Here is a 14,252-nt window from a genome sequence, read left to right as displayed (position 1 = left end):
CTCTCCTATTTCCCAAGGGTCTGGACGACGGCGCGGATGCGTTCATCCTCGCGGTCGAGGAATTTCTGACCGATCTCATAGGCGCGCTGGACCTCGATCATGCGGGCCATTTCCGAAATCGCGTTGACGTTGGATTCCTCCAGAAACCCCTGCAGGATCACCGGAAACTCAACCGGGACCGTCGCCCCCGTCGCCTCGTGCAGCACACCGGTCTCGCGGCGCAGCTCGGACGGGTCTTCGGGCAGGACCAGCCCGATCTGGGCCAGCGGCTGGCCATCGGCGCTGATCGTGCCGTCGCGGGCGATGGAGATCTGCGCAGCCTCGGGCGGGATGAAGACCGCCGCCCCGCCGATATCGAGCAGCGCGTGGCCATCGGGCGTGACCAGCTCGCCGTTCTGGTTGGGGGTGAAATGCCCGGCGCGGGTCAGGCGTTCGCCATCCGGGGTCTGGATGGTGAAGAAACCCTCACCCTCGATCCCCAGATCCAGCGGCGCGCCGGTCATGGTGAGCGGTCCCTGCGTCAGATAGGTCTGATGCGCGCGGGCGGCGGCCATCGAGAGGGATTCCTCCTGATGATCCAGATCCTGCACATATTCCGAAAAGAGCAGCCCCTCGCGCCGGAAGCCGGTGGTGGACAGATTGGCGATGTTATGCGCGATCATCTGGATTTCGCGCAAGAGCCCGGACTGGCGGGCAAGCTGGGTGTAACCGGCGTTATCCATGGCTCAGCCCCCCGCCACGATGGGAATGACCTGCCCGCGAAAGAAATCGACCAGCATGGCGGTCATCGCGCTCATCGAGACCCAGAAGACGATCAGCATCGCCAGGATCTTGGGCACGAAGGTCAGGGTCATTTCCTGCACCGAGGTCAAGGCCTGAAACAGACCCACCGTCAGGCCGGCCACCAGCGCGACGCCCAGCAGCGGGGCCGACATGGCGACGGCGACCCATAGGCCCTGTCGCAGGATGTCGAAGAAGGCGATCTCGGTCATCGGCCAGCCCCCCCGGTCAGACGCGCGGCCATCACACGGGCATCCGCAGGATTTCGAGATAGGCCTCGACCACCTTGTCGCGCACGGCCACAGCGGTCTCGACCGCCATCTGCGCCTCGCTCAGCGCCGAGACCAGCGCGTGCGGATCGGCGTTGCCGGTCATCGTCTGCTGCGCCGTCGTTTCGGCGTTCTGCAGCACCTGTGTGAAGCTTTCGGCCAGACGGCCTGCGGTGCTGGCCGGGCCGCCCTCGGCTTCAGGATCCGGGGATGTGAGGGGTCGTGCCGCGCCGTAGGAACGGGCGGCCGCATTGGCAGAGACTTGCATCAGGATTCTCCTTATCTGCGCAGAAGGCCGATCAGACTTTGCGACATCTGCCGCGCCTGATCGAACATCCGCAGGTTGGCCTCATAGGAACGCTGCGCTTCGCGCGCGTCGGCGATTTCGACCATCAGATCGACGTTCGATCCGTCGTAATGGCCGCTCTCATCGGCCAGGATATGGCCGGGGTCGTAGATCTGCGTCAGCTCGCTGCGGTCCAGTTGCAGCGGGCCGGTTTCAACCCCGCTGCGCTGGCCCATGCGTTCGCCGGGCAGCGCCGCCTCCTGAAAGGCGATGTATTTGCGGTGGTAGCCGGGGGTATCGGCGTTCGCGATATTCTCGGAGACATGGCGCAGGCGCATTGCCTGCGCCTGCATGCCGGTTGCCGACAGCATCAGGGTATTGCCAAGGGTGTTGCTCATGCTCACCGCCCGATTGCGGCGCGAATCAGATCGCGCGTCATGGAATAAATGCCCAGCGCGGTTTCGTGCTGTTGGCGGGCCTCGACCGCGCGCATCATCTCGAATTCGACCGACACCGTGTTGCCGTCAGGCGAGGTGGTCGCCGGATGCTCATCCGTGCGGATCAGATCGCGCCCCTCTGCCCGGCCGGACTGGCTGGCCTGCCAATAGTCGGCAAAGGGCACGGCATCGCGAGAGCGATAGCCGGGCGTGTTGGCATTGGCCACGTTCTGCGCGATCGCCTGTTGGCGGGTCGAGGCGTGGGTCGCATAGGCCTGCGCCATGCGCAGGATCTCCAGGCTGTGGAACATGGGATTCTCCCGTTGCTGGTCTACACGAAGGATTAAGGCTGATTCGTTTAGAAACCGTAATCGAGCGTCACCAAGACGCGCGTTGCGCCAGGAGGCCCCATGTCCGTGTTCGATTCCCTGCTGGCCGAGATGGCCAGCGTCCGCCCCGTGCGCCATTTCGGACGCATCCATGCCATGCAGGGCGCGACGCTGCTGGTACACGGCCTGTCCAAACGCGCGCGGCTGGGCGACCGGGTGCAGATCGATTCGGCGCAAGGCGCGCTGATCGGCGGTGAGATCCTTGCCCTGACCCGCGACGGGGCCGAGGTCTTGCCAGAAGCCGCGACCGAAGGGCTGGCGATCGGCGACCGGGTCGAGCATCTGGGCCGCAACGGCGTCGCCCCGCATGACAGCTGGATCGGCCGCGTCATCGACCCGTATGGCGAGCCGCTGGACGGCCGTCCGCTGGCGCTCGGGCCGGTCAACCGCAGCCTACGGCAAGCACCGCCCTCACCCGCGCGGCGCAAGCGGCTGGGCGGGCGGCTGTCCACGGGGCTCGATGCGTTCAACACCATGCTGCCGCTGGTGCGCGGGCAGCGCGTGGGCCTGTTCGCCGGGTCCGGCGTGGGCAAGACGATGCTGCTGGGCCAGTTGGCGCGCGGGATCGAGGCCGATGTGGTGGTGCTGGCGCTGGTGGGTGAGCGCGGACGGGAGCTACGCGATTTCGTGGAAGATGTGCTGGGAGAAGAAGGGCTTGCGCGCTCGGTCGTGGTCAGCGCCACCTCGGACCTGTCGCCGCTGGCGCGCCGCCGGGCGGCGCTGACAGCGATGACCGTAGCCGAACATTTCCGCGATGAGGGCAAGCATGTGCTGCTGCTGTGCGATTCCGTCACCCGCTTCGCCGAGGCGCATCGCGAGATCGCCCTGTCCGCTGGCGAGCACCCCTCGCTGCGCGGCTTCCCCCCCTCGACCGCGCATCAGATCATGGCCCTGGCCGAACGCGCGGGCCCCGGCGAAGAGGCGCAGGGCGACATAACGGCGGTCTTTACGGTGCTGGTCGCGGGCTCGGATATGGACGAACCCGTGGCCGATATCCTGCGCGGCGTTCTGGACGGCCATGTCATTCTGGACCGCACGATTGCCGAACGCGGGCGCTTTCCGGCGATTGACCTGATGCGCTCTGTCTCGCGCAGCCTGCCCGCCGCCGCCTCGCCCGGCGAGAACGCCCAGATCGCCGAGGCCCGGCGCCTGATCGGCGCATGGGAGCGGGCCGAGATGATGGTGCAGGCCGGGCTTTACGCCCAGGGGTCGGACCCGCTGACCGACCGGGCGATCAAGCTCTTTCCCAAACTGGACGGGTTTCTGGCCGGTCAGGCCGCCAAATCCAACGCCGACAGCTTCGCCCGGCTGCGCAAGGCGCTTGAGGGGTAAGACCGCAGCACTGGTGATCCGCGCGTTTTGCCCTATGTGAAGGGCAAGACGCCGACCGACCCTGCGTGGCACGATTTGCAGCAGCGGCGCGCAACCGAAAACCATTTGTGCGCAGACGGCGTTGCCTGTATCCGGGCCGCGCGCGCTGGATGCCGCTCTGACCCCTGGCCAACGGGAGGGCCCGAGATGCTGCAAACCCCCTATTACCTGATCGACAAATCCCGGCTTCTGCCGAACATGGAAAAGATCGCCTGGCTGCGTGAGGCCTCGGGCGTGAAATCCCTGCTGGCGCTGAAATGCTTCGCGACATGGTCGGTGTTCGATTTCATGAGCGAGTATATGGACGGCACCACCAGCTCGTCGCTGTACGAGGTCCGTCTGGGACGCGAGAAGTTCGGTAAGGAAACCCACGCCTATTCCGTGGCCTATGCCGACAACGAGATCGACGAGGTGCTGTCGCATTCCGACAAGATCATCTTCAACACCATCGGCCAGCTGACCCGGTTCGAGGCGCAAAGCGTCGGGCACAAACGCGGGCTGCGCGTCAATCCGGGCGTGTCGACCTCCAGCTTCGATCTGGCCGACCCCGCGCGGCCCTTCTCGCGGCTGGGCGAGCATGACCCCGAAAAGATCGCGCAAGTCGCCGACAAGATCAGCGGCTTCATGTTCCACAACAACTGCGAGAACGCCGATTTCGAGCGTTTCGACGCCATGCTCTCGCTGATCGAACAGCGATTCGGCTTCCTGATCCGCTCGATGGAGTGGATCAGTCTGGGCGGCGGCGTGCATTTTACCGGTGAGGGCTATCCGCTCGACCGGCTGGCCGACCGGCTGAAACGCTTTGCCGACCAGAACGGCGTGCAGGTCTATCTGGAGCCGGGAGAAGCCTCGATCACCAAGGCGGCAACGCTCGAGGTGACGGTGCTGGACACGCTGCACAACGGCAAGAATCTGGCGATTGTGGACAGCTCGATCGAGGCCCATATGCTCGACCTGCTGATCTACCGCGAACAGGCCAAGGTCAGCCCGAACGCGGGCGATCACGAATGGATGGTCTGCGGTAAATCCTGTCTGGCGGGCGATATTTTCGGCGAGTTCCGCTTCCCCGAGGCCCTGAAAGCCGGGGACCGTTTGTCGATTCAGGACGCTGCCGGTTACACAATGGTTAAAAAGAACTGGTTCAACGGCGTGAAGATGCCGGCGATTGCGGTGCGCGAGTTGGACGGAACCGTCCGGCAGGTCCGCGATTTCGGCTATGAGGATTTCGCGGCAGCCCTGTCGTGAACACAGACACCAAACCCAAGGAGGTGCATGGGCGCATGAAACGCAACGTACTGATCATCGGAGCCGGGGGCGTCGCCCAGGTCGTCGCGCATAAATGCGCGCAGAACAACGACATTCTGGGCGAGATTCATATCGCCAGCCGGACCCTTTCGAAATGCGAGGCGATCATTGCCTCGGTCCACGAGAAGGGCGCGATGAAAGTCGAGGGCGTGTTGCAACCCCATGCGTTGAATGCGCGCGATTCGGCGGCCGTGGTTGCCCTGATCCGCGAGACGGGGGCGGAAATCGTCATCAACGTCGCTCAAGTTTTCGTGAACATGCCGGTGCTCGAAGCCTGCATCGAGGCGGGCGTGGCCTATATGGACACGGCCATCCACGAAGAGCCCGACCAGATCTGCGAAACCCCGCCGTGGTACGGCAACTACGAATGGAAACGCCGCGCCGCCTGTGCCGAGAAGGGCGTGACGGCGATTTTGGGCGTGGGGTTTGACCCGGGCGTGGTGAACGCGTTTGCGCGCTTTGGCATCGACGAATTCGTCCCGCAGGTCGAGTCGATCGACATCGTCGACATCAACGCCGGCTCGCACGGGCGCTGGTTCTCGACCAACTTCGACCCCGAGATCAACTTCCGCGAATTCACCGGCACGGTGTATTCGTGGCAGAAGGGCGCGTGGCAGTCGAACACGATGTTCGAGGTCGGGCGCGAATGGGACCTGCCGGTGGTGGGCACCCAGAAGGCCTATATGACCGGGCATGACGAGGTGCACTCGCTGGCCACCAACTACCCGCAGGCGGATGTGCGCTTCTGGATGGGCTTCGGCGATCACTACATCAACGTGTTCACCGTGTTGAAGAATCTGGGCCTGCTGTCGGAAAAGCCGGTGGTAACGGCCGAAGGGCTGGAAGTGATCCCGCTCAAGGTCGTGAAGGCCGTGCTGCCAGACCCCTCCTCGCTGGCGCCGGATTATGTGGGCAAAACCTGCATCGGCACGCTGGTGAAGGGGACCAAGGACGGCAAACCGGCCGAGGTCTTTGTCTATAACGTCGCCGACCACAAAGAGGCCTATCTCGAGGTCGGCAGCCAGGGCATCAGCTATACCGCCGGCGTGCCGCCCGTCGCCGCCGCGATCCTGATCGCGCAAGGGGTCTGGGACGTCTCGCGCATGGTCAATGTCGAAGAACTGGACCCCAAGCCGTTCTTCGAGGTGCTCGACCGCATCGGCTTGCCCACCCGCGTCAAGGACGCGACCGGCGACCGCCCCTGGAACGCCTGAGTTTCCGCAGGATCTGACCTGAGCGCGCGGGCACGCCCGCGCGCGTTCCTTTTCGTGCGTTCAGGGGGGCCTCGGCCCCCCTCTTCGGCTAAAGCCGAATTCACCCCCCGAGGATATTTGCAGCATAAAGTTGGGCGTTAACGGTTTGTTAACCTGCAACTTTATGCCTGAAATATCCCGGGGGCGGGCCGGCACGGTCCGGCGGGGGCAGCGCCCCCGAGCGGCGCGAGGGCCCTCGATGGGCCCGAGCGCCGCCCCTCCCCCCTGACTCGACTCGTTTTCCTGGCCGCGCTAGATGAGAACATATAGCGAACACGTCAGGAGCAATGGAGCCGCGCACCCTGTCCTTGTTCCTTCCCCGGCTGGCCAGCGATGTGCACCAGCGGCGGGAGAAGGCCCTGAAAACCCCGTTTGCGCTGATCGCGCGGCAGGGGCGGGGTGACGTGTTGGCCTGTCTCAGCCACTCGGCCGAGGCACTGGGGGTGCGCCGGGGGCAATCGCTGTCCGAGGCGCGCACGCTTTTGCCGACGCTCACCACCCGGCCTTACGATCCCGAGTGGCCCCTCAAGGCGCTCAACGGCCTGCGCCGCTGGGCGTTGCGCTATGCACCGTGGATTGCCGTCGATGGCAGTGACGGGCTGGTGATGGATCTGAGCGGCGCGGCACATCTGTGGGGCGGGGAGGCCGCGCTGGTGCGTGACATGCGCGCGCGGCTGGCCGATATGGGGTTCGAGACGCGGGTCGCCGTGGCGCCCACACGCGGCGCGGCCTGGGGCCTGGCGCGCCATGCCCCGGCCCCGGTGACCTTGGCCGCCGAGGCGCGCGAGGCGATCGCTGCGCTGCCGCTGGCGGCCTTGCGCCTGCCTGCCGAGATCTGCCTGCCGCTGTCGCGCCTCGGGATCCGGCAGGTGCAGGATCTGGCCCGCGCCTCCCGCGCCACGCTGGCCCGGCGCTTTGGCGGCGATCTCTTGTTGCGCTATGATCAAGCCATTGGCGCGGTGGGCGAGCCGGTTGCCGCCCCGCCCGAGGACGCGCCCTATGCCATCCGCCTCAACCTGCCCGAGCCGATTGGTCTGGCCACCGATGTAATGGCGGGTCTGGAACGGCTGCTGGTGCGGCTCTGCGCCCGGCTGAGCGCCGAGGAGCACGGCGCGCGCCGCCTGCATTTGGAGCTTCAGCGCAGCGACGGCACGCGGGCCGAGGCCGAGATCGCCCTCGCCCGCCCGATGCGTGACGCGCCGGCCATGGCCGCGCTCTTCGCGCGCGCGGTCGAGGCGCTGGATGCCGGTTTCGGCTTTGACGCCATGCGGCTGACCGCGCCGCTGGTGGAATCCCTGCCGCCCGCGCAGGTCACCGGCACACAGGGCGCGGGCGCGCGCGGCACCACGGATTCAGACGCTTTGGCCGATCTGATGACGCGCTTGGGCAACCGGCTGGGGCTGGAGGCGCTGACCCGCTTCCTGCCCGCCGACAGCCATATCCCCGAGCGTGCCTTCCAGATCGCTGCCGCCGCCTATACCGAGGCCCCCGGCGCTGCCGCCTGGCCCCCCGGTCCTGACCGCCCTTTGGTGTTGTTCCCGCCCGAGCCCCTGATCGGGTTGCGGGCCTCGGGCCCGCCGCAGCGCTTTCGCTGGCGGCGGCGCGCGCTGACCGCCGCGCGCACCACCGGGCCAGAACGTCTGACGCCCGAATGGTGGCTGGACGATCCCGGCTGGCGCAGCGGCGTGCGCGATTACTGGCGCATCGACACGGTCGAGGGCCCTCGGTTGTGGCTGTTTTTCACCCCGCAAGACCCCGGCTGGTGGGTCCAAGGAGAATTCGCATGAGCGAACGTGGTCAGGATATGACGCCCGAGACCGGCTATGCCGAGCTGTGCGTGACGTCGAACTTCACCTTCCTCACCGGGGCCTCGCACCCTGAGGAACTGGTCGCGCGCGCCGCCGAGTTGGGGCTGGCCGGGATCGCCATCACCGACCGCAACTCGCTGGCCGGGGTGGTGCGCGCGCATTCGGCCCTGCGCGAGATCGCGCGGGCGCTGGAGACGGGCGGGCCGGTGACGATCCGCGGACAGATGGTGCATGACCCGTCCAGCCGCCAAAGCCACGGCGGCCCCGGCCTGCCCGTGCCGCCGCGCTTGCCCAAGCTGATCATCGGCGCGCGGCTGGTGCTGAGCGATTCGCCCGTGGAATGGGTGGCGCTGCCCACCGACCGGGCCGCCTATGCCCGCCTGTCGCGGATGCTGAGCACCGGCAAGCGGCGCGCCGAGAAGGGCAACTGCGATCTGCGGCTGGACGATCTGCAGGGCGGCGATCACGGCGGCGCCGAAGGCCTGATCCTGATCGCCTTGCCCCCTGACCCCATGCCCGGCCCCACGCAGGGCCCCGCCCCCATCACCCTGTTGCGCGACATGATGCGGCGCTTTCCCGGCCATGTCTTTATCGGTGCCGCCCCGCGCTATGACGGGCGCGATGAGGATCGGCTGGATGCCATTGCCGGGATGGCCCAGCGCAGTGGCGTGCCGATGGTGGCGGTGGGCGATGCGCTGATGCATCACGGTCGCCGCCGCCGTCTGGCCGATGTGCTGACCTGCCTGCGCGAGAAATGCCGCATCGACGAGATCGGCCGCCGGTCGCTGCCCAACGCCGAGCGGCGACTCAAATCGCCCGCCGACATGGCCCGCATGTTCCGCGACCACCCGGCAGCGGTGCGCCGCTCGCTGGAGATTGCCGGGCGCTGCGCGTTCTCGCTCGATGAGCTGAGCTATGAATACCCCGACGAGATTTCCAACGGCGAACCGCCGCAAAAGCGGCTGGAACGGCTGACGGCAGAGGGGCTGCGGTGGCGTTTCCCCGATGGCGTGCCGCGAAAGACGATGGAGAAGGTCGAAAAAGAGCTGCGCATCATCGCCAGGCTGGGCTTTGCCGCCTATTTCCTGACCGTCAATGACATCGTGGCCTTTGCGCGCAGCAGGGGCATCCTGTGTCAGGGGCGCGGCTCGGCGGCCAATTCGGTGATCTGCTACGTTCTGGGCATCACCGAGGTCTCGCCGGATGTGATTTCCATGGTGTTCGAGCGTTTCATGTCCGAGGCGCGCGGCGAGCCGCCCGACATCGACGTCGATTTCGAGCATGAGCGCCGTGAAGAGGTGATCCAGCACATCTATGAGACCTATGGCCGCCACCGCGCCGGGCTGACCGCAACGGTGATCCATTTCCGCAGCCGCGCCGCGATCCGCGAGGTGGGCAAGGTGATGGGGCTGAGCGAGGATATGCTGGCGGCGATTGCCGGGGGCAGCTGGGGCTGGTCCTCGCGCCCACCCAGCCGCGAGAGCCTGCTGGAGCTGGGCCTGAACCCTGACGACCGGCGGCTGGCGCTGACCATGGACCTGATCGCCGAGATCATCGGCTTTCCGCGCCACCTCAGCCAGCATGTCGGCGGGTTTGTCATCACCAAGGGCCGGCTGGACGAGCTGTGCCCGATCGAGAACGCCTCGATGGAGGGGCGCACGGTGATCGAGTGGGACAAGGACGACATCGACGCTCTGGGCATCCTGAAGGTGGATGTGCTGTCGCTGGGCATGCTCACCTGCATCCGCAAATGCTTTGATATGGTGCACCAGCATGGCGGGCATGACTGGAGTCTGGAAACCCTGCCGCGCGAGGACCCCGAGACCTATGACATGCTCTGCCGCGCCGATGCGGTGGGGGTGTTTCAGGTGGAATCGCGCGCGCAGATGAACTTTCTGCCGCGCATGAAACCGCGCAAATTCTACGATCTGGTGATCGAGGTGGCGATCATCCGGCCCGGTCCCATTCAGGGCGGCATGGTGCATCCCTATATCAACCGCCGTCAGGGCAAGGAGGACATCGTCCTGCCCTCGACCGACCTGCAACATGTGCTCGGGCGCACGCTGGGCGTGCCGCTGTTTCAGGAACAGGCGATGCAGATCGCCGTGGTCGCCGCAGGCTTCACCCCCGAAGAGGCCGACCGTTTGCGCCGCTCGCTGGCGACGTTCAAGCGGATGGGCACGATCAGCACCTTCAAGGACCGGTTCATCAACGGCATGCTGGAACGCAGCTATGATCTGCCCTTTGCCGAGCAATGCTTTGCCCAAATCGAAGGCTTCGGTGAATATGGCTTTCCCGAAAGCCACGCCGCCAGCTTTGCGCTTCTGGTCTATGCCTCGGCCTGGCTCAAGCGCCATCACCCGGCGGCCTTCACCTGCGCGCTGCTGAACTCGCAGCCGATGGGCTTTTACGCCCCCGCCCAGATCGTGCGCGATCTGCGCGAACATGGGCACGAGGTCCGGCCGGTCAGCGTGAACCATTCGCAATGGGACAACACGCTGGAAAAACGCGCCGACGGCACGCTGGCGCTGCGGCTGGGGTTCCGCCAGATCAAGGGGCTGCGCGAAGAGGATGCCTCATGGATCGTCGCGGCGCGCGGCAATGGCTACCCGGATGTCGAAAGCCTGTGGCGCCGCGCCGGGGTGCCGCCCCCGTCACTGGAAACACTGGCCGAGGCCGACGCTTTCGCCGGCATGCGCATCAACCGGCGCGATGCGCTCTGGGCGGTGCGGGCGATCCGCGCGCCCAAACCGCTGCCGCTGTTCGGGGTTGAGGGCGAGGGCATCGTCGAACCCATAGCCGACCTGCCGCAGATGACGCTGGGCGAGCAGGTGATCGACGATTACCTGTCGCTGCGCCTGTCGCTCAGGGCGCATCCGATGGAGATCATCCGCCCCCATCTGCCCGGCCTGACCGCGCATCGCGACCTGGCGCGCGCGGGCCACCGGGTCAGCGTCTGCGGGCTGGTGATCACCCGGCAGCGGCCCGGCACGGCCTCGGGCGTGATCTTCATCACGCTCGAGGATGAGACGGGTGTCTGCAACGTCGTGGTCTGGCGCAAGGTTTACGAGCAGTTCCGCCGCATCGTGATCGGTGGGCGGCTGCTCAAGATCACCGGGCGGCTGCAGCGCGAACAGGGGATCATCCACCTGATCGCCGAGACGGTCGAGGATTACTCACCCAATCTGGCCCTGCTGGGCGAATTGGGGATGGAGGCCATCGACCCGACCGAAGGCCGCGGCGACGAGACCCGCCGCCCGGTGCAGGCGCGTGAGCTGCCGGGCAAGCATCCCTTGCGCTCGAAGACCGCGCGCGGGGCGATGCATCCGCGCGATCAGGCCAGGATCCTGTTCCCCAGCCGGGATTTTCACTGACCCACCCCGGGGCCGAGCGCCCCGGGGGACTTGACGCCTTGGCCCGCAACGGGCACCCACGGGGCCAGTCCCCACAGGAGCCGCCATGCCGCCCACCGACCGCGAGATGCACGACCTCGAAGCGCTGATGCGGGCGGGCGATTTCGCCCCCGCCATCGCCCAGACCCGCGCGTTGATCCGCCAGTTCCCGCGTGAGCCCTTGCTGCACAACGTGCTGGGCGTCGCGCTGATGCAGGATGGCCGCGCCGCCGAGGCTCCGCGCGCCTTTCGCCGCGCGCTCGATCTGGCACCGGGGTATGGCGAGGCGAACCACAACCTGATCTCGGCGCTGATCGCCACCGGCGCGCTGCCCGAGGCCGAGGCCCCGATCCGCGCCGCGCTGGCGCAGCAGCCTGACGATGCCCTGATGCAGCGCAATCTGGCCAGCGTGCTGGTCTTGCGCGCCAACTGGGCCGCCGCCAAGGCCGCCGCCACGCAGGCACTGACGCTGGAACCCGATCACGCGGGCACGCTCTTGATGCTGGCGACGATCCAGCGAGCGCAGGGCGATCTGGACGCGGCACTGGCGACGCTGGCCAAGCTGCCCGACCACCCCGAGGCGCAGATGATCACCGGCGAGATCCGCACCACGCAGGGCGATCTGGACGCCGCCCGCACCAGCTTCACCGCCGCGCTGGATGCCGACCCCGCCCTTGGCAACGCCTGGGAAGGGCTGGCGATGATCACCCGCTTTGCCCCCGGCGATCCGCTGATCGCGCAGATGCAGGCGCAGCACGCCCAAGCGACGGGCGACACAAGGATGCATCTGGACTTCGCTTTGGCCAAGGCGCTGGCGGATACCGGCGAGGATGCGCAGGCCTTCACGCATCTGACCGCCGCCAATACCGCCCGCCGCGCCGCGCTGCCCGCCTATTCCCACGGCCAGCGCCGCAAGGAAATTACCCGCCTCAAGGCGCTCTTCACGCCGCAGACGGTGGCGCGGCTGGCTGAGGCAGGCAACCCCAGTTCGCTGCCGGTCTTCGTGGTCGGCATGCCCCGCTCAGGCACCACGCTGGTCGAGCAGATCCTCGCCAGCCACCCCGCCGTGCATGGCGCGGGCGAGCGGCCCGCCATGATGCAGCTGGGCGCAGGCTTGCTGGAAGCCCCGCGCAAGCTGGACGAAAGCTTCGTGCGCGACACGGCGGCGGCGCAGCTTGCCGCCCTGCGCGCACTCGCCCCCGACGCCCAGCGCATCACCGACAAGATGCCGCAGAATGCCGATTGGGTCGGGCTGATCCTGACGCTGTTCCCGCAGGCCCGCATCATCCGCACCCTGCGCGACCCGCGCGACATCGCGCTGTCGGTCTACCGCGCCCATTTCACCGTTCCGGGCCTGAACTGGACCTGTGATCTGGACGATATCGCCAGCTATTACGCCCAGCATTGCGAGCTGATGGACCATTGGCAGGCGCAATTCCCCGATGCGATCCTGACCTGCCGCTATGAGGATCTGGTCACCGACCCCGAGGGAGAAACCCGCCGTCTGGCCGCGCATCTGGGGCTGGACTGGGACGCCGCGATGCTGGCCCCGCAAAACACGCAGCGCGTCATCACCACCGCCTCGGCGGCACAGGTGCGCGAGGCGATCTCGGATCGCTCGGTGGGCGGCTGGAAGCGGTATGACGCGCAGTTCGCCCCGTTCAACGCGGCCCTGGCCCGGCTGGGTCAAAACGTCTGAAACAAAAAGGCCCGGCGGTGACGCCGGGCCTTTCTTCTGTGCTGATGGCTTACTTGCCCTGCGTCGGGGCACCGGGCTGAGACGCCGAGGGCATCACAAAGCTGTAGCTGCCGCGCCAGGTACCATAGTTCGACGATTGCACGTCATGGGCCGTCGAGCCCTGATAGCTCTGCTCGCCCGGCAGGATCATCACCTGAACCACACCCGTCTCGCCCACCTGCAGCACACCGGCATGCACCGCCGCCCGCGCAACCGAGCTGTCATCGGTATAGATGCCCGAGCCCCAGACCGACCCCGAGCCGGCACCGGTCACGGTGAAGCTGAGCGTCTCGCCCACCTGCCCGCGGTATTCGGTCAGGTTGGTCGGGGCCATCGGTGCCTCAGGCGCGTCGGGAATACCTGCAAAGCTGTAGCTGCCTGACCAGGTACCATAGTTCGACGATTGCACGCCATTGGCGGACGACCCCGCATAGGACTGCTGGCCCGGCAGGATCGTCACCTCGACAACGCCCGTCTCACCCACCTGCAGCACACCAGCATGCACCGCCGCCCGCGCGACCGAACTGTCATCGGTATAGACACCCGATCCCCAGACCGACCCTGAGTTGGCACCGGTCACGGTGAAGCTGAGCGTCTCACCGACCTGATTGCGCAGACCGGTCATGTTGGCGGGCGCATCCGGCGCGGTGGGGGTCATGGCGGCACCGCCGAAGGTTTCCAGCACCAGCGCCGCCTGACAGCTGGCCTGATTGAACGTGCCGACCCAGATGTCATAGGCCCCGGCCGGTGCATTGGTCAGCCGGATGCGCGAGGTAAGACTGTCGCCGTCATCATCGTTGAAATGCCACGCTCCGGTGGCGTCATTGACCAGCAGCACGGTGTCGCACTCGGCCTCGACCCGGAATTCCAGCTCGCGCCCGGCGGTATTGTCGGTCACGGTCAGGTCGAAATCGGGCGCGGTGATGACCCAGCCGTGGCCCTCGATCGGGCAGGTGCTCAGGTCGACATTGCCGCCCGCAACGACCGGCAGGCTTTGCGGCACCCACATTTCATCGGCGGAAAAGGCCACCGGCGCGCCTGACTGGCTCCAGTCCGGGCAGGCCAGCGCCGAGGTGGCCGCACCGCCCGCAATCAGCGCGGCAAGGCCAAGGGTGGCCGGACGAAAGGGGGAAAATGAAAAAATCATTGCACTTCTCTCATGACGTTAAGGTTAAAAACCACGGTGCATGCCGCACCGGGTTGCTCTGTGTCAGCCCCGGCGCG

The 14,252-nt window shown here is 66.8% G+C and carries 12 protein-coding genes; 6 read left to right on the top strand and 6 right to left on the bottom strand.

Going from position 1 to position 14,252, the window contains the following annotated elements:
• Positions 1–5 precede the first annotated feature (5 nt).
• From EAE28_RS12865 to EAE28_RS12845, 5 genes are read right to left on the bottom strand one after another with little or no spacing between them, the layout of a single operon-like run.
• On the bottom strand, positions 6–722 hold the full coding sequence (locus tag EAE28_RS12865; RefSeq protein WP_127106864.1) for a flagellar hook-basal body complex protein: 717 nt from the start codon (positions 720–722) through the stop codon (positions 6–8).
• 3 nt (positions 723–725) lie between these two features.
• A complete protein-coding gene (locus EAE28_RS12860) occupies positions 726–992 on the bottom strand; it encodes a flagellar biosynthetic protein FliQ (protein WP_127106862.1) in 267 nt (88 codons plus the stop codon).
• A gap of 31 nt (positions 993–1,023) precedes the next feature.
• The gene (gene fliE, locus EAE28_RS12855) at positions 1,024–1,317 is read right to left on the bottom strand and encodes a flagellar hook-basal body complex protein FliE (RefSeq protein WP_127106860.1); all 294 of its coding nucleotides are present in this window, start codon (positions 1,315–1,317) and stop codon (positions 1,024–1,026) included.
• Between the two features lie 11 nt (positions 1,318–1,328).
• The gene (gene flgC, locus EAE28_RS12850; protein ID WP_127106858.1) at positions 1,329–1,733 is read right to left on the bottom strand and encodes a flagellar basal body rod protein FlgC; all 405 of its coding nucleotides are present in this window, start codon (positions 1,731–1,733) and stop codon (positions 1,329–1,331) included.
• Between the two features lie 2 nt (positions 1,734–1,735).
• A complete protein-coding gene (locus tag EAE28_RS12845) occupies positions 1,736–2,083 on the bottom strand; it encodes a flagellar basal body protein (RefSeq protein WP_127106856.1) in 348 nt (115 codons plus the stop codon).
• 99 nt (positions 2,084–2,182) lie between these two features.
• Between EAE28_RS12845 and EAE28_RS12840 the strand changes: the two genes are divergently transcribed.
• The 6 genes from EAE28_RS12840 (at position 2,183) to EAE28_RS12815 (ending at position 12,989) form a co-directional block, all read left to right on the top strand.
• Positions 2,183–3,493, top strand: coding sequence for a FliI/YscN family ATPase (locus tag EAE28_RS12840; RefSeq protein WP_127106854.1), 1,311 nt, complete (start codon positions 2,183–2,185; stop codon positions 3,491–3,493).
• Between the two features lie 189 nt (positions 3,494–3,682).
• A complete protein-coding gene (locus tag EAE28_RS12835) occupies positions 3,683–4,777 on the top strand; it encodes a carboxynorspermidine decarboxylase (protein WP_127107324.1) in 1,095 nt (364 codons plus the stop codon).
• Between the two features lie 35 nt (positions 4,778–4,812).
• Positions 4,813–6,051, top strand: coding sequence for a saccharopine dehydrogenase family protein (locus tag EAE28_RS12830; RefSeq protein WP_127106852.1), 1,239 nt, complete (start codon positions 4,813–4,815; stop codon positions 6,049–6,051).
• A gap of 326 nt (positions 6,052–6,377) precedes the next feature.
• Positions 6,378–7,877, top strand: coding sequence for a Y-family DNA polymerase (locus tag EAE28_RS12825; RefSeq protein ID WP_127106850.1), 1,500 nt, complete (start codon positions 6,378–6,380; stop codon positions 7,875–7,877).
• On the top strand, positions 7,874–11,272 hold the full coding sequence (locus EAE28_RS12820; protein WP_127106848.1) for an error-prone DNA polymerase: 3,399 nt from the start codon (positions 7,874–7,876) through the stop codon (positions 11,270–11,272). Before EAE28_RS12825 ends, EAE28_RS12820 begins: the two co-directional genes overlap by 4 nt.
• 85 nt (positions 11,273–11,357) lie before the next feature.
• On the top strand, positions 11,358–12,989 hold the full coding sequence (locus EAE28_RS12815) for a tetratricopeptide repeat-containing sulfotransferase family protein (protein ID WP_127106846.1): 1,632 nt from the start codon (positions 11,358–11,360) through the stop codon (positions 12,987–12,989).
• Positions 12,990–13,038: 49 nt separating this feature from the next.
• Here EAE28_RS12815 and EAE28_RS12805 read toward each other — a convergent pair whose 3' ends face one another.
• On the bottom strand, positions 13,039–14,175 hold the full coding sequence (locus EAE28_RS12805) for an LCCL domain-containing protein (protein ID WP_220443929.1): 1,137 nt from the start codon (positions 14,173–14,175) through the stop codon (positions 13,039–13,041).
• Positions 14,176–14,252 lie beyond the last annotated feature (77 nt).

This window comes from Pararhodobacter zhoushanensis (assembly GCF_003990445.1).
GTDB classification, from domain to species: domain Bacteria; phylum Pseudomonadota; class Alphaproteobacteria; order Rhodobacterales; family Rhodobacteraceae; genus Pararhodobacter; species Pararhodobacter zhoushanensis.
This window is presented reverse-complemented; position numbering and strand designations above follow the sequence as displayed.

Bases quoted from the DNA above. Each gene is read 5' to 3' on its own strand.
- EAE28_RS12840 (WP_127106854.1), top strand. From the start codon at position 2,183: ATGTCCGTGTTCGATTCCCTGCTGGCCGAGATGGCCAGCGTCCGCCCC.
- EAE28_RS12815 (WP_127106846.1), top strand. From the start codon at position 11,358: ATGCCGCCCACCGACCGCGAGATGCACGACCTCGAAGCGCTGATGCGG.
- flgC (WP_127106858.1), bottom strand. From the start codon at position 1,733: ATGAGCAACACCCTTGGCAATACCCTGATGCTGTCGGCAACCGGCATG.
- fliE (WP_127106860.1), bottom strand. From the start codon at position 1,317: ATGCAAGTCTCTGCCAATGCGGCCGCCCGTTCCTACGGCGCGGCACGA.
- EAE28_RS12830 (WP_127106852.1), top strand. From the start codon at position 4,813: ATGAAACGCAACGTACTGATCATCGGAGCCGGGGGCGTCGCCCAGGTC.
- EAE28_RS12860 (WP_127106862.1), bottom strand. From the start codon at position 992: ATGACCGAGATCGCCTTCTTCGACATCCTGCGACAGGGCCTATGGGTC.
- EAE28_RS12825 (WP_127106850.1), top strand. From the start codon at position 6,378: ATGGAGCCGCGCACCCTGTCCTTGTTCCTTCCCCGGCTGGCCAGCGAT.
- EAE28_RS12820 (WP_127106848.1), top strand. From the start codon at position 7,874: ATGAGCGAACGTGGTCAGGATATGACGCCCGAGACCGGCTATGCCGAG.
- EAE28_RS12865 (WP_127106864.1), bottom strand. From the start codon at position 722: ATGGATAACGCCGGTTACACCCAGCTTGCCCGCCAGTCCGGGCTCTTG.
- EAE28_RS12845 (WP_127106856.1), bottom strand. From the start codon at position 2,083: ATGTTCCACAGCCTGGAGATCCTGCGCATGGCGCAGGCCTATGCGACC.
- EAE28_RS12805 (WP_220443929.1), bottom strand. From the start codon at position 14,175: ATGATTTTTTCATTTTCCCCCTTTCGTCCGGCCACCCTTGGCCTTGCC.